Genomic DNA, 18,217 nt, shown 5'->3' with positions numbered 1-18,217 from the left:
GGGTGCATGAACTGGTCCGATAACGGAATAGTACTCGGAGGGCGCCGCTTTGGGGAAGGCGGCCTCATCCTGGATGTACTGACCCGTGAAAGGGGACGCCGTTCCGGCCTTGTCTATGGCGGCGCCTCTCGCCGCAAGCGGGCCCAGTTTGAAACGGGCAACACGGTGGCGCTGAGCTGGAGCGGGCGGCTGGACGATCAGCTGGGGCGCTTCGATGTTGCCGAGGCGAGCCGGGACCGCGCCTCGCGCCTGCTGGATGATCCCGCCGCGCTGGCGGCGCTTGCCTCGATCACGGCGCTCTTGCGCGCGGGCCTCAACGAGGGGGATGCGGCCGGCTCCAGCCTCTATGAGGCGACCACGTTGCTGCTGGACGAGCTGATCCATCCGGAAGTCTGGCCGGCGCTTTATGTGCGCTGGGAACTCGGGCTTCTCTCTGCCCTCGGCTTCGGGCTGGACCTTGATGAATGCGCCGTCAGCGGCGCCAATGACGGCCTCACCCATGTTTCCCCGCGCACAGGCCGCGCCGTGCGTGGCTCGGAGGCAGAACAATATGTCGACCGTCTCTTCGCGCTGCCCGCCTTCCTGATCGACAGCCGCGCCGACATCTTCCCCGGAGACATCACCGCCGGCCTGCGCCTCACCGGTCATTTCATCGAAAACCGCCTCTTCGCCTCCGTCCATCGCGGCCTGCCCGCGGAGCGGGAGCGGCTGATCAAGCGCATTGCCCCGCAGGCTTGACCCTCCATTCACGGATCATTCATTCGCCTTCGCCAAACGTCCGCGCGGGGAGTTGATAGCTATCAACAAAAAGGCTGATGACATGAAACCGATCTTGATCGCCGCGAGCGCTGCGCTCACCCTTGCCCTCACGGGCTGCATCTCCGTCTCCGACAATTCGGCGGCTTCCACCAAGGTTCAGGAGAATACTGACATCGCCGTCCGCGTCTGCGGCGGGGCAGGCAATGTCGCCGAGGTGAGCCGAGAGGGCTATCGCTGCAAGGTAAACTGAGCAGAGCCAAGGCAGAGCCTGCGCTCAAAGAAGGCCGGGGAGCGTCGCTGTCCGGCTTTTTGCTGTCTCACCGGCAAACGCGGCCCGGCCCCATATCCATGTGGAAATGATCGGCGTGGGCGGCGTTGTATTCGGGGCCCAGGGTTACCGAGAAGAGGTCGCACGCGCCCTCATGCACGCGGCGGAGGAACTTGGCTTCCTTGCCGCCTTTGTCCCAGTGCGCCTTCACATCGATCAGCCGCCCATCCTCCAGGCGAAAGCCGGAGACATCCAGCGCATTGCCAAAGGCGTGCTGGGAAAGGCGCCGGCTGCCGGCAATGTTGCGGCAGGAAAAGCTGCCATAGGTCTCGATCCGGGCGACCGGCGAATCGAAGATTTCCACAGCCGCCGGGCGCACCACATGCCGCTCCCACATATAGGCCGCCGCCGTCTGCGCGCAGGTCATCTGCAACGTGGCCGAATAGGGCGTCAGCGTCCGGTCCAGCGTCAGGGCGTCAAACAGGCCGCATTTTTCCCCGCGAGGCTCGTCCTCCAGCGGGGTATAGCCCACGCCGGCGTTGTCGAGCGCCACGAAACAGGCTTCCCGGTCACCCTTCAGGCGGGTCAGTTGAGCGGAAATGGCCAGCCCCGGGCGCACCGACAGGTCAATCGGCGCCAAGGGATTGTGCCGCGCCGGCAATGTGCGGGCGAGGATCACGACAATGGCGCCAATCAGGAAGGCATATGTCAGGAGAATGCTGATTCCACGCATATCTGCAGCAGCGGCCTTTGATGTTCCTTAACCAAACGCAGGTTTCTGTTAACCTGCGCTGTTTCCAGCGAGTCGGGGCATCCTGACCCGCAAACCCGCACCAGAATGTGGCGAGACCTGCAAAGAGGCCAGAATGTCCAAACGCACCACCGAGCCCCCAGAGGACCGGATCATCAATGAGCCGATGAGCGAGGCGCTCTCCAAGCGCTATCTCGCCTATGCGCTCTCCACGATCACGTCCCGCGCGCTGCCCGATGTGCGCGATGGCCTCAAGCCCGTTCAGCGCCGCATCCTTTATGGCATGCGCGTCCTGCGGCTCGATCCCGAAGGCGGCTATCGCAAATGCGCCAAGATCGTTGGCGATGTGATGGGTAACTACCACCCCCATGGCGACAGCTCGATCTATGACACGCTGGTCCGCCTCGCCCAGGATTTCAACGTCCGCTATCCGCTGGTCGATGGGCAGGGCAATTTCGGCAATATCGACGGGGATAGCGCGGCGGCCTATCGTTACACCGAAGCGCGGATGACGCGCGGCGCCGAACTGCTGATGGAGGGCCTCGACGAGAACGCGGTCGATTTCCGCCCCAACTATGCCGAGAATGATGAGGAGCCGGTCGTGCTTCCCGCCGGCTTCCCCAATCTCCTCGCCAATGGCGCCACGGGCATCGCCGTGGGCATGGCCACCTCCATTCCGCCGCACAATGTTGCCGAGGTGATCGATGCGGCGCGCTTCCTGATCGACAAGCCCAAGGCCACCACCGAAGAGCTGATGGAATTCGTTCAGGGGCCGGACTTTCCGACCGGCGGGGTGATCGTCGAGGATCGCGCCTCGATGCTGGAGGCTTACGAGACCGGCCGGGGCGCCTTCCGCATGCGCGCCCGATGGCATGTCGAGGATACCGGCCGGGGCACCTATCAGATCATCGTCACCGAAATTCCGTATCAGGTGCAGAAGTCAAAGCTTCTGGAGAAGCTTTCGGAGCTGCTTGAGGCGAAGAAGGTTCCGCTGCTGGAAGATGTGCGCGACGAGTCTGCGGAGGATGTCCGCCTCGTCCTTGTACCGCGCGCCAAGACGGTTGAGCCGGACGTGCTGATGGAAAGCCTGTTCAAGACCTGCGATCTGGAAACGCGCTTCAGCATGAACATGAACGTGCTGCACAAGGGCGCGCCGCAGGTGATGGGCCTGCGCGATGTGCTGCAGGCTTATCTCGACCATCGCCGTGAAGTGGTGGTGCGCCGGGCTGAGTTCCGTCTCGACAAGATCGAGAAGCGCCTGCACATCCTGGAAGGCTTCCTGAAAGCCTATCTGAACATTGACGAGGTGATCCGCATCATCCGTACGGAAGACGAGCCCAAGCCCGTCCTGATGAAGCGGTTCAAGATTTCAGACATTCAGGCCGAAGCCATCCTCAATCTCCGCCTGCGCGCGCTGCGCAAGCTGGAGGAAATGGAAATCCAGGGCGAGCACACAAAGCTCACCGAGGAGCGAGACGAGCTGGTGAAACTGCTCGGTTCTGAGCGCCGTCAATGGATGCGCGTGTCGAAAGAGCTGAAAGCTGCGCGCGACGAGTTCGATCCGTCAACGGACCTTGGCCGCCGCCGCGCGACCTTTGAAGATGCGCCCACCGTTGACCTTGCCGCTGCGCTTGAAGCGACGCGCCCGAAGGAACCGGTTACCGTGGTGCTCTCCGCGCAAGGCTGGATTCGCGGCATGAAAGGCCATGGGCTTGATCCGGAGTCGATCAAGTTCAAGGAAGGCGATGGCCCGGGCTTCATGGAAGAGGTGATGAGCACCGACAAGCTCGTCTTCATGTCCTCGGATGGGCGGGCCTTCATGCTGGCGGCAGACAAGCTGCCGGGGGGGCGCGGCCATGGCGAGCCCATCCGCCTCTCCATCGAGTTGGAAGACAATGTCGCCATCGTGAATATGTTCAAGTTTGAGCCCGAGCGTAAACGCGTGATGGCCTCGTCCACGGGCTATGGTTTCGTTGTTCCGGAGACGGAGCTTGAGTCAAACCGCAAGGCGGGCAAGCAGATCGTCAACACCGGCGGCGGGCATCTCAATGTCTGCGTGCCTGTGCTGGGCGACATGATTGCGGTGGTCGGCACCAACCGGAAGATGCTGATCTTCCCGCTGAAGGATCTGCCCGAAATGCCGCGCGGCAAAGGCAACAAGCTGCAATCCTATAGCGGCGGGGCAGAGCTCGCTGACCTGATCACCTTCGACAAGCGCGACGGCCTGATCGTCGTCACCGGTGGCCGCCACCGCGCCTTCGAGGAATGGAAAGAGTGGAAAGGCCAGCGCGCGCAAGCGGGCAAGGTCGTGCCCAAGGGCTTCCCGAGGACGGGCACCTTCAGCGGCTGAGGCGGGGATCCCCTCAGCCTGCTGATGGGTTGAAATAGGATTGGAACGAGAAGTGAGGCGGCGGCTCTGGCCTATCCGCCGAGCTTCTCGGCGGCGCGTTCTGCAAAATATGTGATGATGCCGCTGGCGCCCGCGCGTTTGAAGCACATCAGGCTTTCCATCATCACGCGGTCGCCGTCGATCCAGCCATTCTGCGCGGCGGCCATGATCTGCGCATATTCGCCCGACACCTGATAGGCGAGCGTCGGCACGCCGAAGGTGGACGAGACGCGCTGCACAATGTCCAGATACGGAAGACCGGGCTTCACCATCACCATGTCGGCGCCCTCGGCAAGGTCGAGGGCCACTTCGCGCAGCGCTTCATCCGAGTTTGCGGGGTCCTGCTGATAGGTTTTCTTGTCGCCCTTGAGGGCTGCGGCGGAGCCGATGGCTTCGCGGTAAGGCCCGTAAAAGCCGCTGGCATATTTGGCGGCATAGGCGAGGATCATGGCGTTGGAGAAGCCTTCTTCCTCGAAGGCGTAGCGGATGGCGCCGATGCGGCCGTCCATCATGTCGGACGGGGCCACAACATCCGCGCCTGCGCTGACATGCACCAGGGCCTGTTCCACCAGCCGCTCCACCGTCGCGTCATTGGGAATGGTGCCGTCTTCATCCAGCAGGCCGTCATGGCCATGCGACGTATACGCATCAAGCGCCACATCGGTGATGAGGCCCACTTCCGGCGCGGCATCCTTCATGGCCTTCAGGGCGCGGGGCACGAGGCCGTCAGGGGAAAGCGCGCCGCTGCCGTCTGCATCTTTGCCCTCCGGGCCGATATAGGGGAACAGCGCGATGGCCGGAATACCAAGCGCCTTGGCGCGCTTGGCGGTGAGGGCCGCTTCGGCGACGCTGAGGCGGTCCACGCCGGGCAGGGAGCTGACGGGCACGCGGCCTTCGCCATCATGCACGAACACCGCCCAGACCAGATCTGCCGGGGTGAGGACATTTTCTGCCACAAGGCTGCGCGCCCAGGGGGCCTGGCGCAGGCGGCGCATACGGGTGCCGGGAAAGGCTTGGGGAAACGGGGTCATTCTTCCTCCTAGCGCCGAATGCGGCGCCCTCACAACCAGCCCAATCGCCGCGCCATGAAACACCGGTCACGCACGTTGAGGCCGTTATCATCCTGGATCGATTCAATCTCGATCATCCATTTTTCCATCTTCTTCCGGGGCAGCTCCCGGAAGCCGTTTTTCCGGTAGAACGGCCCGTTCCAGGGCGGATCACGGAACGTGGACAGCGTCACGCGTTTCAGGCCCCGGTCCTTGGCTTCCAGCATCACCCGACCGATCAGCGCGCTGCCGATGCCCTGGCGGCCATAGGCGGGGTCCACGCTGATCTGATCGAGATAGAGCCATCCCTCGCGCACGGAGGTCAGCGCGAAGCCGGCCAGATTGCCCTTGCGGTCGCGCACAGTGTGGAGATGCCCGGTCTGCATGGCCTCACGCAGCACATTGGCGGGCACATGGTCGTCCAGCTGCGCCTCGGGCAGCAGGCCGGTGCCTTCGAAGATTTTCCCTGCCGCCAGATCGATCGCGATCAGGGCGGGGATCTCTTCAGGCGCGGCGCCGGCGGTTTCATACCCGGCAGGAGGGCGTCGGATTGACATATATCAGGGCTCACAGGACAAGCGGGCCAAAGACTTAAGCCAATCGGAGGGCCACGCCAATGAGCCTCATCTTCACAGACGAACAGCAGATGATCCGCGATATGGCGGCCAAATTCGCCGCTGACCAGCTTGCCCCCCATTCCGAAGCCTGGGACCGGGACAGCCATTTCCCTGTCGATGTGATCAAATCTGCTGCAGAACTCGGCTTTGCGGGCATCTATGTGAAGGAAGATGTGGGCGGCTCCGGCCTGACGCGGACGGACGCGGCGCTGATCTTCGAGCAGCTTTCCTATGGCGATGTTTCTACCGCCGCCTTCATCTCCATCCACAATATGGCGAGCTGGATGATCGACACCTTTGGGTCACAGGAGCAGCGCGCCGCCTGGCTGCCGCGCCTTACCTCGATGGAGCTGATCGCCTCCTACTGCCTCACCGAGCCGGGCGCCGGCTCTGACGCGGCCAGCCTGAAAACCAAGGTCGTGAAAGACGGCGACGAATACGTCATCACCGGCACCAAACAGTTCATCTCCGGCGCAGGCACGTCGGATGTTTACGTCCTCATGGCGCGCACCTCTGACGATGGCGCCAAGGGCGTGTCCGCCTTCATCATCGAGAAGGATGCGCCGGGGCTGTCGTTTGGCGCCAATGAGCGCAAGATGGGCTGGAAATCCCAGCCGACGCGGCAGGTGATCCTGGACGGCGTGCGCGTGCCGGCGGCAAACCGCATCGGCGAAGAAGGGCACGGCTTCCGCTTCGCCATGGCGGGGCTGGATGGCGGGCGCCTCAACATCGCCGCCTGCGCGCTGGGCGGCGCGCAACTCGCCCTCGACAAGGCGGTCGCCTATGCCAAGGAACGCCAGCAATTCGGCAAGGCCATCGCCGACTTCCAGAACACCCAGTTCAAACTCGCCGATATGGAAACTGAGCTGCAGGCCGCGCGCCTGATGCTGTATGAGGCGGCGGCACGCCTTGACGGCAAGACGCCGGACGCCACCCGCTGGTGCGCCATGGCCAAACGCTTCGTCACCGACACCGCCTTCAAGGTCGCCAACGACGCCCTGCAGATCCATGGCGGCTATGGCTACCTCGCCGACTACCACGTCGAACGCATTGTCCGTGATCTGAGGGTGCATCAGATCCTGGAGGGGACGAATGAAGTGATGCGGGTGATCATCTCGCGGGATATGTTGAAGGGGTAGGCGGAGCGCAGCCTCAGAACCCCTCGCCCCCGGAACGGGGGAGAGGGGCAGGGGTGAGGGGGCGCGCCGCCGAATTGTTGCGAAATGGGTAGGCGTAGCAACCCCTTCTCCCTCAGGGAGAAGGGGCTTTTAGTGCCGCGGTACGCGGTCCCGTATCCGGTCAAACCCTTCCTTGATCGCCGCAAAGCGCGCGTCGATATGTGGCTCGAATTGCAAATCCGTGAAGATGTGCGGCCAGTCGTTCTCGATTGCTTCGCGCACCAGTTCGCCGACATAGAGTGGGTCGATCCCGGCGGCGATGGCTTCGGTGACGGCTTTCAGAACTTCCGTACCCGGTCCTTCGACTGGCGTTGTCTGTATCTGCCCGGCAAAGCGGCTGGGAATGTTACGGCCTGAATCCACGATATTCGTGCGGATCACACCGGGGCAGAGCACCGAGACGCCGATGCCGCGCGCGGCCAGTTTCGGCCGCAGGTCTTCTGAGAGCGCCACCACGCCAAACTTCGTCACGTCATAGGCTGGGTTGGTGAGCGCCACCATGCCGGCGATGGAGGCGGTGGACACGATCTGCCCGCCTTCACCATGCGCCTCGATCAGCGGCCCGAAAATCTCGATGCCCCAGATTACCGACCAGAGGTTCACCCCCATCACCCAGTTCCAGCCCGCATCATTCCAGCTGCCATAGTCGCCCCCGCCGCCCACGCCGGCATTGTTGACGAGAATGTGGACCTTGCCGAAGCGCGCGATGGTCTCATCGGCTGCGCGTTGCAGATTGTCCTTCAGCGACACGTCCGCGATTACGCCGTCCACGTCCGCATTGGTCTCGCGCAGGCCGGCCACTGCCTTGTCCAGCGCTGCCTTCTCGATGTCGCACAGCATTACCTTTACGCCCGCCTGCGCCAGCGCCGTGGCAATGCCGAGGCCGATGCCCGAGGCGGCGCCCGTGACGAAGGCCACTTTTCCTTCCAGATGCTTCATTGGTTTCCTCCCGATTTTTTTGAAATCATGCGCCCGGCAAAGACCCTGCGCAATCAGCAAGCCGGCTTCACGCGGCGTCAGGCCTGCGCCCGGAATTGGACCGGAAAGAATCTCAGGCCTGCCTTGTTGGCGCCGTGATGTCCCGCGAAACCGGCGTTCACGAAAATGCGGGGCTTACATATGCTGAAGAAAATCCTGATTGGCCTTCTGGTTGTCATCGCCGCCCTCTGGCTGCGCAACACCAGCGTCTTTACTCCGCCCGCCAGCGATGGCCCGCTCCGCTTCATTTCCCATCGCGGGGTTCACCAGACCTACCACCGCGAAGACCTTGAGCGCGACACCTGCACCGCCATCCGCATCTATCCGCCTACGCACGACTTCATCGAGAACACGCTGCCCTCCATGCAGGCGGCTTTCGAGGCGGGGGCTGAGGTCATCGAGATTGACGTGCATCTCACGCCGGATGGTGAATTCGCCGTGTTCCATGACTGGACGCTTGACTGCCGCACGGAGGCGGAAGGCCAGACCAACAAGACGCCCATGAGCCTCATCCGCACGCTGGATGCCGGCTATGGCTACACTGCCGATGGCGGAGAGACCTTTCCCCTGCGTGGCAAGGGGGTGGGCATGATCAAGTCGCTTCCCGAAGTGTTCGACGCCTTTCCGGAAGGCAAGTTCCTCATCAACTTCAAAAGCCGCCGCGCTGTGGAAGGCCGGGTGCTGGCAGAGATACTGGAGGCAAACCCGCGCTGGCGCGGGCAGGTCTGGGGCGTCTATGGCGGGCCCATTCCGGTGGAAGCATTGGTCGAACGCATTCCGGACATGAAACATTTCACCAAGGGCAGCGCGAAAGATTGCCCGATAGACTATCTGCTGATGGGGTGGTCAGGGTTTGTGCCCGATAGCTGCAAGAACACACTCGTGCTGATGCCTGTCGACTATGCCCCGCTGCTTTGGGGGTGGCCGCGCGCCTTCGAGGCCCGGATGAGCGCGGCCGGCAGTGAGGTGATCCTGTTCGGAACGCCGGGTGGGACAGGCAATGACGGCGCGCCCGGCATCGACACACCCGCCCAGTTGCGCAAGGTTCCCAAAGGCTTCGGTGGCTATGTCTGGACTGACCGGATCGAATCCCTTGGTGACGTCAATTAGGGTGGCTCCCTATTGTGGATGTCCCGTAGGCTGGGTTCTGTCACGGCGATAAAAAACGGGGAGGGCGCAGATGCCAAATGCAGAGATCATCCACGCGACCTTCGAGCGGGCCGCTGAGGCCTGCGCGGACCCTGCGCCGCTCGTTTATGCGCGCCTTTTCGCGTTGCGGCCGGATTTCAAGCCGCTGTTTGATATGGACACCGATGGCGGCGTGCGAGGCTCGATGCTGGAAACCTGTTTCGAGGCGATCCTGGGCCTGGTGGAGGGATCGGGCTCTCAGCGCGTCATCCTTTCGGCGGCCCGCTTCTCCCATGGCGGCTATGGCGTGGAGGGGGCGGAGTTTGATGTGATGTTTGCCAGCATCCGCGATGTGTTCCGGGATCTGCTGATGCCCGATTGGACGGCAGACGAGGAAGCCGCCTGGGCTGATCTTCTGGGCGAGATTGCCGCCATCGCCTGATGCGCTAGTGTTCCCTTGGAAGAACAAGGGGAGACGGAGCGATGACGGACAAGACAAATGCCACCTATGGTGGCCTCTCGCGGCTGAACCACTGGCTCGGCGCGCTCCTGTTTGGAGGGGTCATTCTGGTGGGCCTCTATCTCGCTTATAGCGGCGTTGAAGGTGAAGACCGCGCGCCCATCATGGCGATGCACCGGGCCACTGGCTCCGTGCTGCTGCTGTTTGCGCTCTGGCGCGTCTGGTGGCGCATTCGCCAGGGCTTTCCCCCGCCGGTCGCGGGTGTGCCTGCCTGGCAGGTCACCGTGGCGCGTGTGACGCATTGGGGGATGATCTTCTGCATGCTGGCCATGCCGCTTTCAGGCGTCTTCCTGATGTCGTTGCTGGGTGGCCGGCCCATCAATATCTATGGCCTCCTCACCATTTCGCCGATCATGGACATTGACGGCATTCGTCCCATCGGCCGCCAGATCCATGGCCTCGTCGCCTACGCCTTCATCGCCCTGATCAGCCTGCACATCCTTGCCACGCTGAAGCATGCCTTCATCGACAGGGACGGGACGCTGGCCCGGATGCTCAGTGGCAAACCAGCGGGCGTATAGGCAGGGTTTAGGCAGGGTAATTGCCAATTCCCGCCCGCTGGGGTTAGTCTGCGTTCAGCAGCCCGCCGCACTCCAGAGAACGGGCAGGGAGGAACCATGCAGATCACATCCCTTGATGGCGCCGGCGCAGAGATTACCGGTGTCGATATCCGCCAGCTGTCAGATGCGGACTTTGCTGCCGTCCGGCAGGCCTATGCCGATCACGGCGTCATCTTCTTTCGCGATCAATCGCTCACCGAAGACGACCACATCGCCTTTGCCCGGCGCTTTGGCCCGATCAATATCAACCGCTTCTTCCTGGCGCATGAGCGCTATCCGGAAATTGCGCTCGTGCTGAAGGAGAAGGAGCAGAAAACCAATATCGGCGGTGGTTGGCATACGGATCATTCCTATGATGCCGAACCGGCCATGGGGTCTGTCCTCGTCGCCCGGCAATTGCCCGATGCGGGCGGCGACACCTGGTTTGCCTCCATGTATACTGCTTACGACACGCTGGACGACGCCACGAAGGAAGAGATATCCAGCCTGCGCGCCGTGCATTCGGCCAAGCATATCTTCGGTTCGGCAGAGAACAATTTCTACAAGGCAAATGAAGATACCGGCGGGCGCATTGGCAATACTTCGGCGGCGGATGCATTGCAGGATGTAACCCATCCCATCGTCATCACTCATCCGCTCAGCGGCAAGAAGGCGCTCTATGTAAATCCGGCCTTCACCACGCGCATTGAAGGTTATGATGATGACGCGTCAAACGCCTTGCTGATGCGCCTCTATGCCCATGCGATGAACCCCGATCATGCTCACCGTTTCAAATGGCGCGAGGGCTCCGTTGCCTTCTGGGACAACCGCTCGACATGGCATTGGGCGATGAACGACTATCATGGAGAGCGGCGCCTGATGCACCGGATCACGATTGAAGGCTGCGCGCTGAATTAGCGCCGCCGGTTCAGTCCATCCGGAATTCGACGCCTACATCCCGGCCGCTTTCCCAGCGCTTCATGCAGGTGCGGGGATATTTAAATTGCGGCAGTGTCATCACGAACTGATCGGGCAGCGCGATCCCTTCCGGTACGCAGATGCGCGCGCCGCCGGGGGATATGTCCCGCAGCTCGCATTCCACACGCTTGAACAGGCCGAGGCGCACATACGCCTTGCCTTCGACACGTATCCGCTGGCCCCGCCTGTTATATTGCAGGAAGGGCTGATGGTTGATTTGAGAGCGCTGTTGGGTCATGGGGATGGCCAGGCGGTCATGGGTAGGATGTTGAGCCATAAGGGGAATGGCATATCTTTATAATGACATATCCAAGTAAAGCCCTGTCCAAAGCCATTGATTTAATTGAACAGATTCCGGTCATCCGGACTTCATGATTGGGGAGAAGCAAATTGAGCGCAGACGTAAACATCAGAGCCGCAGGTGGCATCGGCCGTATCACGCTGACGCGCCCGGCCGCACTTCATGCGCTCAACACGCCGATGTGTGCAGCCATCCTCAAGGCGCTGGTTGCCTGGAGAGATGACCCCTCCATTCATATCATATGGATCGACCATCAGGAAGGCACGCGGGGGTTCTGTTCTGGCGGGGACATCCGGATGCTTGCGACAAGCGGCGCGGGCGACGCGGCCGAAGCGCGGGATTTCTTCCGCACCGAATATCGCATGAATGCCGCGCTGAAAGCCTTTCCCAAGCCGGTCATCTCCATTCTGGATGGCGTTACGATGGGCGGCGGCGTGGGGCTTTCCGTGCATGGCTCTCACCGCATTGCCACCGAGCGCACACTGTTTGCCATGCCGGAAACCGGCATTGGGCTCTTTCCTGATGTGGGCGGCGGCTGGTTCCTGCCGCGGCTGGAGGGCGAGCTGGGCACCTGGCTTGCGCTGACCGGCGCGCGCCTGAAAGGCGCCGATGTGGCTGCGGCTGGCGTGGCCACCCATTATCTCCCGTCCGAGCTTGTGCCGGCCCTCGGCAGGCAGCTTGAAGCGGCGGACTTCTCGATGGATGCCAGCGCCATGCTGAACGAGATGCTCCGCGGTCTGACTCATCCCATCCCGGCGCCGTCCTATGGCGCGCATCGCGAAACCATCCATCGCTGTTTCGCCGGCCAGAGCGCCGAGGCCATTGTGGCTGCGCTGGAAGGTGACCCCGGTGACTGGGCAAAGGGCGAGGCGGCCACGATCCGCGCCAAATCTCCCGAGACGGTGAAGGTTGCCCTGCGCCAGTTGCGTGAAGGCGGGCGCTGCGAAACCTTTGAAGACAATATGCGCATGGAGTTCCGCATTGGCTGGCGCAAGGTTCAGAGCCATGACTTCCAGGAAGGTGTGCGGGCCGTCATCATCGACAAGGACAACGCGCCTGTCTGGTCGCCAGCGCGCCTGGAAGATGTCAGCGAGGCAGAGGTGGCGCGATACTTTGAGCAGCTGGGTGAGAATGAGTTGAGTTTCGAAGACTAGAAGCAGCGTCTCCATATATTCAGTCTTATTCAAGATAAAGACCGCCCGGATACTTCCGAGGCGGTCTTTTTATGTCCCTTGTTTCAAAATGAAACGGAATCCGGCGCAAAAACACGTTACGGGGCAGTAACGGTTAATGAATGCTCTGATTTGTTTACCAACATCATTTGAAACCGCATTGTGCTTATCAATTTATTAGGCCTGATCCTGTAAATCTACTCAAACTACAACAAAAGTTGAGTAAAAGTTGAGTGGTGGTGAATATGATGATGATCGACATGCAGGACACTGCAACAGGCACAATCGGCGAATCTTTCCTGAAGTCGCTGTCCCTTCTTGAGCAGGCGCATCGCCGTCTGCACGATGTGGTGAAGGATGATCTGGAACGCGCCGGCGAACGTTCGCTGACCGGCGTTCAGGCTCTGCTCCTTTACGAGATTGGTGAAGGCGAAGCTCCGGCTTCGGTACTTCGCGCTCGCGGCGCCTTTGCCGGCACCAGCCTTTCCTACAACGTGAAGAAGCTTCAGGAGGGCGGCTATCTCGTCCAGACGCGTTCGGAAGATGACAAGCGTACGGTTACCCTGCGCCTGACCGACCGCGGCAAGAAAGTCCGTGCACGTGTGGAAAAGCTGTTCGAGAAGCAGGCAACTGCGCTTGAGCCGACCGCCAGCGTCCGTGCTGACGACCTCTCGCAGCTCAACAAAACCATTTCGCGTCTCGAGCGCTTCTGGTCTGACCAGATCCGTTATCGTCTCTAGGTTCTTTCGGGGGGAAGAAGACGGGAAAACCCTGGAGCGCGGACAAGGCGCTCCGGGGTTTACTTGTATGTGGACGGATCAACTGTACCCGGCGGATTTGCCCGGCGCCGCGCGCGGCAGGGGGCGAGAAGGGGAGCGATAGGGGGGCTTGCTCCAAAGGCCCCAGTCTCTAATCTGGCGTCAGGATTAGAGGCGACCCTCATGAAACTCTTTGCCGTCTTTGTCGGGGGGGATCATCCCCGTGCCAGTATCGAGGTCCACGACCTGCGCTTTGTGGTGGGCGAAACGCTTGAGGACACCCTCCCGGCGCTGCGGGCCGCCTGGTGGGGGACGCCCGGGTCCCTGCATATTGATGGCTATGCGGAACTGACCGAAGTGGATGGCTGGCAGGTCGTTCTTGCGCCGGGCAAGGCGGGTGCTCCGCCTGCCCGCCGTCTCTGGTTTGTCAATCTCGGCGGCTACACGCCCGGCCTCTTCGGCGAGCAGCACAACTATCTCTTCCTGGCTGGCACGGACAAAGCTGAAGTCTGGAGCCGCGCCCGCGCGCTCTCCCCGGAATGGACCGGCCGCCACAAGGACAATTTCGTCTGCATCGATGAGGTGATCGATGTGAGCGACCTGCTGGACAGCGAAGGCTGGCACCTGCGCCTTGACCATCCCGCCACCGGCGAGACGCCCGGCCGCATCGTGTCGGACTATATCAAGCTCTGATCGGGCCGAGGCATGGGATAATTTTCTGATCCTCTGTTAAATCAAGGCTTAACCCTGTGGAATTTTTTCCTTAGGGTGGTGGCCATGCGGGGGATCGCTTCCATCATACTCGCCGGCGCCAGCGCGGCCGGCACAGCCGATGCGGCCCCCTGGGTACGCGAAGATGGCGGCTGGTATGCCCGCGTATTGGGCGCTCACGACACGCTGAACGGCGCCGACGGCTGGCGCCTCGATCTTTACGGCGAATACGGCGTCACAGACAAAATCACCGTCACCCTGAAGAACGAAGCCGTCACCTATCCCGACTTCCGCGCCTTTGACCGCGACACCTGGCGCCTCACCGCGCGGCGCACCCTTGGCAGTTACAAGGGATGGACCGCCGGGGCCGAGTTCGGTGCTTTTCACGGCAGCACCCTGAGCGGAAGCGGCGCGCAAGGCCTCGTCTTCTGTGAAGGCACAGGCTTCGAGGGGCGTGTAGGCGCAGGGTGGTCAGGCAACTATCGCGGCCGTCCGCTATACGCCTTTGTGGATGCGGCCCATCTGGCCCAGGATGGCGGCTGCAATCGCAACCGCATTGAGGCCGGCTATGGCCAGGATCTGTCGCGGCACATCTTTATCGGCCAGCAGGTCTGGTTCGAGGAAGGCGAGATCAGCGGCCGCTCCGTGAAGACCGAAACCCAGCTGGGCGTACATTTCGGGCCAGCCGATGTCTCCCTTGGCTACCGCGAAGAGATTGGCGGCGCCTTCAACGAAAACGCCGTCCTCATCGCTGTCGTCATGCGGCGCTAACGCGCCGGACTTATTCCGCCGGGGCAGCTTCGCCCTGATAGCCCGTTTCGACCATCAGATAGGCAATCACGCCCAGACGGTCGGCTTCGCGGCGCACGCCGGAAAAGCTCATCCGGTTGCCGGGAACAAAGGTGCGCGGGTTTTCCAGCCAGTGATCGAGCTGCTCGGGCGTCCACGTGAAGTCTTCTGCCTGCAGCGCGGGGGAATAGGCAAAGCCTTCGGCGCTGGCGACCTTGCGGCTGAACACACCGTGAAGGTTCGGGCCAACAAGGTGCCCCGCCCCTTCTGCGGTGAGGTGGCAGGATTGGCAGAGCTTCCAGGTGCGCGCGCCCACGGCATAGTTGGCCGTGTTGTAAGGAGCCGGCAGGTTTGCAAATTCCGGGCTGGGCTCGCCAGGGGCAGCGGCGGGAGTGGCTGGGGCCGCAACCGGCGCAGCGGCCGGAGCAGTTGCCGCTGGTTCTGCCGGCTGGGCAGGCGCGGGGTCAGAACCGCCACACGCCGCAAGGGCGAGCGCAGCAATCAGGGCGAGCGGGGCAGCAGCAGAAAAGCGCATGGGTTTTCAATACCTTGTAACGGCCTGGATACATCCGGGAGCATCTTCGCGCCGCAGCCGCCCAAACTCAACAGACAGCCTGCCGCAGCGGCGAAAATTCTCAAAGCCTGCCGAAACAAGGCGCTGGCAGCCAGTCCCCGGGCGGGCGGGACGGGGCGCAGCGAAGCGCAGGACAGCCCGCCCCCGATCGGCTACTCTCCTCGGCCCATGGCTGATTCTGCTCCTCCCCGCCCTACGATCCGCAAGCTGCCTGCGGATGTGGTCAACCGCATCGCCGCCGGCGAGGTGGTGGAGCGCCCGGCCGCGGCCGTGAAGGAGCTTGTGGAAAACGCCCTCGATGCTGGCGCGCGCAATGTTGCCATCGCCATCGAGGAAGGCGGCCTGAAGCGCATCACCATTGAGGATGATGGCTGCGGCCTTTCTGCCGAAGACCTGCTGATCGCGCTGGAGCGTCACGCCACCTCGAAACTTGTGCCGGATACCGACGGGCGCGTTGATCTTCTCAACATCTACACCATGGGCTTCCGGGGCGAGGCGCTGCCCTCCATCGCCTCGGTCAGCCGTATGCGCATTGTCTCGCGCGCGACCGGGGAAGAGGCTGCCGAAATCTTCTCCGAGGCCGGGCGTCTCGATGGCCCGCGCCCGGCGGCTTATACGGGCCGCAGCGCCACCGGCACGCGCATTGACGTCAACGACCTCTTCCACGCCACGCCCGCCCGCCTCAAATTCATGCGCGGCGAACGCGCCGAAGCCATGGCCGTCACCGACGTGGTCAAACGCCTCGCCATGGCCAATCCGGAAGTAGCCTTCAGCCTGGAAAGCAATGGCCGCAGCCTCTTCCGCTATGCCGCCGAAGGCCCCGGCGATGCCGGCCGCCTGAAACGTCTCGGCGCTATCATGGGGCGGGAGTTTTCGGAGAATGCCGTTGCCGTGGACGCCACGCGCGAGGGCGTGCGCCTGTCAGGCTTTGCCGGCCTGCCCACGCTCAATCGCGGCAATGCCCAGCTGCAATTCCTGTTCGTCAATGGCCGCCCCGTGAAAGACCGTATGCTGACGGGCGTTGTCCGCGCGGCCTATCAGGATTTCCTGGCGCGGGACCGCCATCCGATGGTGGCACTGTTTGTGGATCTTGATCCGGAAGGCGTGGACGTGAACGTCCACCCGGCGAAGACCGAAGTGCGCTTCCGCGACGCGGGCGGTGTGCGCGGCCTGATGGTTTCGGCCCTGCGCCATGCCCTTGCCGCCGCCGGTCACCGCGCCTCCACGACGGTGGCGGGATACACTCTCGGCAAGGTGCGCGCCGAGCCTGCGCCGCAAGCGGGCTTCCTGTGGCAGGCGCCCCAGAGCGGCGGCTATGTGCAGCGCCCCGCCATGCCGCCGCAGGCTTACGCCCCGCGCCATGTGGAGGAAGACGCGGCGGAAGAAGAGTACACCCCGCGCGGCTATGTGCCGGAGCCGGGCGCGCCGGAAGCTGCGCCCATGGCCAGGGTTGAGACCGGCCCCATGCCCGCCCCCGGCACGCTTGCCGAATATCCTCTCGGCGCGGCCCGCGCGCAGGTTCATGAGACCTATGTTATTGCTCAGACGGCGGACGGTATAGTCATTGTTGATCAGCACGCCGCCCATGAACGCCTCGTCTATGAGGCGATGAAGCGCCAGATGGCCGAAGGCGGCGTGCGCCGCCAGGCGCTGCTGATCCCGGATATTGTCGAGCTTTCCGAAGACGAGGCCCACCGCGTGTGCGCCCGCGCCGAGGAACTCGCGGCTCTCGGCCTCGAAATCGAGCCCTTCGGCCCGGGCGCCATCGCCGTGCGCGCTACCCCCGCCCTCTTCGGGGAAATGGATGCTGCCGGGCTGATCCGCGACCTTGCCGATGATTTTGCCGAATATGAAGCCGGGCTCACCCTGTCGGAGCGGTTCGAGGAAGTGATGGGCAATATGGCCTGCCGCTCCTCAATCCGCGCCGGGCGCCGTCTGAATGGGGACGAGATGAACGCGCTCCTTCGCCAGATGGAAGCCACGCCCCATTCGGGCCAATGCAATCATGGCCGCCCCACCTATGTCGAGCTGAAGCTGGCCGACATTGAACGCCTCTTTGGCCGCAGAGGGTAACCCCGCGATGAATTTCAGTGCCCTGATCTTTGACTGTGATGGGGTATTGGTGGATTCCGAGGCGATTGCCATTGCCGCCGAACGCGAGATGCTTGCGGGCTGGGGCCTGGACTACGATTTCCAGACCTTCGTTTCCCGCTTTGTTGGCCTGCACAACCGGGATTTTTACACGGCGCTTTCGGCGGACGCTGCCGCGCTCGGCCTTGCGCTGCCTGAAGGCTTTGGCCCGGCGCTGCAGGCCAATAACTGGAAGCGGTACGAGACGGAGCTGACGGCCATCGAAGGCGTCGCCAGCGTGACCGAAGCTTTCGGCGGGGCCCTTGCGGTTGCGTCCTCATCGGAAGCTGACAAGCTCGTCCGTAAGCTGCAGATCGCCGGACTGCATGACCTTTTCGTGCCGCATATCTATTCCTCCGATCTCGTCACCAATGGCAAGCCTGCGCCGGATCTCTTCCTGCTTACGGCGGACAAGCTGAACGCCGCGCCCGAAGCCTGTCTCGTCATCGAAGACAGCATCAACGGCATCAGGGCTGCCCGCGCCGCGGGCATGACCGCCTGGGGTTTTACCGGTGGGGGCCATGCCGACGCAGGGCTTGCCCAGCGCCTTGAAGCGGCGGGCGCGCACGGCGTTTTCAGCTCCCACCGCGAAATTGCCAGCGCCCTGAGCGCGCGCTAGCCTGGTGCC

Annotated in this window: 20 protein-coding genes; 14 read left to right on the top strand and 6 right to left on the bottom strand. The window is 62.8% G+C overall.

Annotated features, from left to right (window positions below; translation table 11 throughout):
* Positions 1-6: 6 nt before the first annotated feature.
* Both recO and HPO_RS11415 read left to right on the top strand, forming a co-directional pair.
* A complete protein-coding gene (gene recO, locus HPO_RS11420) occupies positions 7-738 on the top strand; it encodes a DNA repair protein RecO (protein WP_035598681.1) in 732 nt (243 codons plus the stop codon).
* An 82-nt stretch (positions 739-820) separates the two neighbouring features.
* Positions 821-1,009, top strand: a complete 189-nt coding sequence (locus HPO_RS11415; protein ID WP_114105080.1) for a hypothetical protein — start codon at positions 821-823, stop codon at positions 1,007-1,009.
* 67 nt (positions 1,010-1,076) lie between these two features.
* Here the strand turns inward: HPO_RS11415 and HPO_RS11410 are convergent, their stop codons facing one another.
* Complete coding sequence (locus HPO_RS11410) at positions 1,077-1,760, bottom strand: extensin-like domain-containing protein (protein ID WP_035598677.1); 684 nt, start codon at positions 1,758-1,760, stop codon at positions 1,077-1,079.
* Positions 1,761-1,893: 133 nt separating this feature from the next.
* Between HPO_RS11410 and parC the strand changes: the two genes are divergently transcribed.
* Positions 1,894-4,128 (top strand): DNA topoisomerase IV subunit A, encoded by a 2,235-nt coding sequence (gene parC, locus HPO_RS11405; RefSeq protein WP_035598674.1) that lies wholly within the window; start codon positions 1,894-1,896, stop codon positions 4,126-4,128.
* A 71-nt stretch (positions 4,129-4,199) separates the two neighbouring features.
* Here the strand turns inward: parC and hemB are convergent, their stop codons facing one another.
* Positions 4,200-5,198 (bottom strand): porphobilinogen synthase, encoded by a 999-nt coding sequence (gene hemB, locus HPO_RS11400; protein ID WP_035598671.1) that lies wholly within the window; start codon positions 5,196-5,198, stop codon positions 4,200-4,202.
* A 29-nt stretch (positions 5,199-5,227) separates the two neighbouring features.
* Positions 5,228-5,773 (bottom strand): GNAT family N-acetyltransferase, encoded by a 546-nt coding sequence (locus tag HPO_RS11395; RefSeq protein ID WP_051612546.1) that lies wholly within the window; start codon positions 5,771-5,773, stop codon positions 5,228-5,230.
* Positions 5,774-5,832: 59 nt separating this feature from the next.
* On the opposite strand from HPO_RS11395, the gene HPO_RS11390 reads away from it, so the two are divergent.
* Positions 5,833-6,972 carry an isobutyryl-CoA dehydrogenase gene (locus tag HPO_RS11390; RefSeq protein WP_035598668.1) on the top strand — a complete coding sequence of 380 codons (1,140 nt, stop codon included), beginning with the start codon at positions 5,833-5,835 and terminating at the stop codon, positions 6,970-6,972.
* A 129-nt stretch (positions 6,973-7,101) separates the two neighbouring features.
* Here the strand turns inward: HPO_RS11390 and HPO_RS11385 are convergent, their stop codons facing one another.
* Positions 7,102-7,950, bottom strand: a complete 849-nt coding sequence (locus HPO_RS11385; RefSeq protein WP_035598665.1) for an SDR family NAD(P)-dependent oxidoreductase — start codon at positions 7,948-7,950, stop codon at positions 7,102-7,104.
* 183 nt (positions 7,951-8,133) lie between these two features.
* Here HPO_RS11385 and HPO_RS11380 point away from each other — a divergent pair, with 183 nt between their 5' ends.
* From HPO_RS11380 to HPO_RS11365, 4 genes are all read left to right on the top strand, one after another.
* On the top strand, positions 8,134-9,099 hold the full coding sequence (locus HPO_RS11380; protein WP_199285920.1) for a glycerophosphodiester phosphodiesterase family protein: 966 nt from the start codon (positions 8,134-8,136) through the stop codon (positions 9,097-9,099).
* 70 nt (positions 9,100-9,169) lie between these two features.
* Entirely contained in the window at positions 9,170-9,559 is a 390-nt protein-coding gene (locus HPO_RS11375; protein ID WP_035598660.1) for a globin, read from the top strand.
* A gap of 41 nt (positions 9,560-9,600) precedes the next feature.
* Positions 9,601-10,158: a cytochrome b gene (locus tag HPO_RS11370; protein WP_035598657.1), complete on the top strand. Its 558-nt coding sequence runs from the start codon at positions 9,601-9,603 to the stop codon at positions 10,156-10,158.
* Between the two features lie 96 nt (positions 10,159-10,254).
* Positions 10,255-11,094 (top strand): TauD/TfdA dioxygenase family protein, encoded by an 840-nt coding sequence (locus HPO_RS11365; protein WP_035598655.1) that lies wholly within the window; start codon positions 10,255-10,257, stop codon positions 11,092-11,094.
* 10 nt (positions 11,095-11,104) lie between these two features.
* On the opposite strand, the gene HPO_RS11360 is transcribed toward HPO_RS11365, so the two are convergent.
* Positions 11,105-11,392 carry a PilZ domain-containing protein gene (locus tag HPO_RS11360; RefSeq protein WP_162174038.1) on the bottom strand — a complete coding sequence of 96 codons (288 nt, stop codon included), beginning with the start codon at positions 11,390-11,392 and terminating at the stop codon, positions 11,105-11,107.
* A 152-nt stretch (positions 11,393-11,544) separates the two neighbouring features.
* On the opposite strand from HPO_RS11360, the gene HPO_RS11355 reads away from it, so the two are divergent.
* The 4 genes from HPO_RS11355 to HPO_RS11340 all read left to right on the top strand — a co-directional run bounded on the left by HPO_RS11355 (position 11,545) and on the right by HPO_RS11340 (position 14,867).
* Positions 11,545-12,609, top strand: coding sequence for an enoyl-CoA hydratase/isomerase family protein (locus HPO_RS11355; protein WP_035598650.1), 1,065 nt, complete (start codon positions 11,545-11,547; stop codon positions 12,607-12,609).
* A gap of 263 nt (positions 12,610-12,872) precedes the next feature.
* The gene (locus HPO_RS11350; protein WP_051612545.1) at positions 12,873-13,367 is read left to right on the top strand and encodes a MarR family winged helix-turn-helix transcriptional regulator; all 495 of its coding nucleotides are present in this window, start codon (positions 12,873-12,875) and stop codon (positions 13,365-13,367) included.
* A 201-nt stretch (positions 13,368-13,568) separates the two neighbouring features.
* Entirely contained in the window at positions 13,569-14,078 is a 510-nt protein-coding gene (locus tag HPO_RS11345) for a DUF1543 domain-containing protein (protein ID WP_035598647.1), read from the top strand.
* 84 nt (positions 14,079-14,162) lie between these two features.
* Positions 14,163-14,867 (top strand): hypothetical protein, encoded by a 705-nt coding sequence (locus HPO_RS11340; RefSeq protein ID WP_035598644.1) that lies wholly within the window; start codon positions 14,163-14,165, stop codon positions 14,865-14,867.
* Between the two features lie 10 nt (positions 14,868-14,877).
* Here the strand turns inward: HPO_RS11340 and HPO_RS11335 are convergent, their stop codons facing one another.
* Positions 14,878-15,420, bottom strand: coding sequence for a c-type cytochrome (locus tag HPO_RS11335; RefSeq protein ID WP_035598640.1), 543 nt, complete (start codon positions 15,418-15,420; stop codon positions 14,878-14,880).
* A gap of 207 nt (positions 15,421-15,627) precedes the next feature.
* Here HPO_RS11335 and mutL point away from each other — a divergent pair, with 207 nt between their 5' ends.
* Both mutL and HPO_RS11325 read left to right on the top strand, forming a co-directional pair.
* Positions 15,628-17,532 carry a DNA mismatch repair endonuclease MutL gene (mutL, locus tag HPO_RS11330; protein WP_035598637.1) on the top strand — a complete coding sequence of 635 codons (1,905 nt, stop codon included), beginning with the start codon at positions 15,628-15,630 and terminating at the stop codon, positions 17,530-17,532.
* Positions 17,533-17,539: 7 nt separating this feature from the next.
* Positions 17,540-18,208, top strand: coding sequence for an HAD family hydrolase (locus HPO_RS11325; RefSeq protein ID WP_035598635.1), 669 nt, complete (start codon positions 17,540-17,542; stop codon positions 18,206-18,208).
* Positions 18,209-18,217: the final 9 nt, after the last annotated feature.

The organism is Hyphomonas polymorpha PS728, assembly GCF_000685315.1.
Taxonomy (GTDB): domain Bacteria; phylum Pseudomonadota; class Alphaproteobacteria; order Caulobacterales; family Hyphomonadaceae; genus Hyphomonas; species Hyphomonas polymorpha.
Note: the sequence above shows the minus strand (reverse complement) of the source record. Positions and strands in the feature narration are given on the sequence as shown.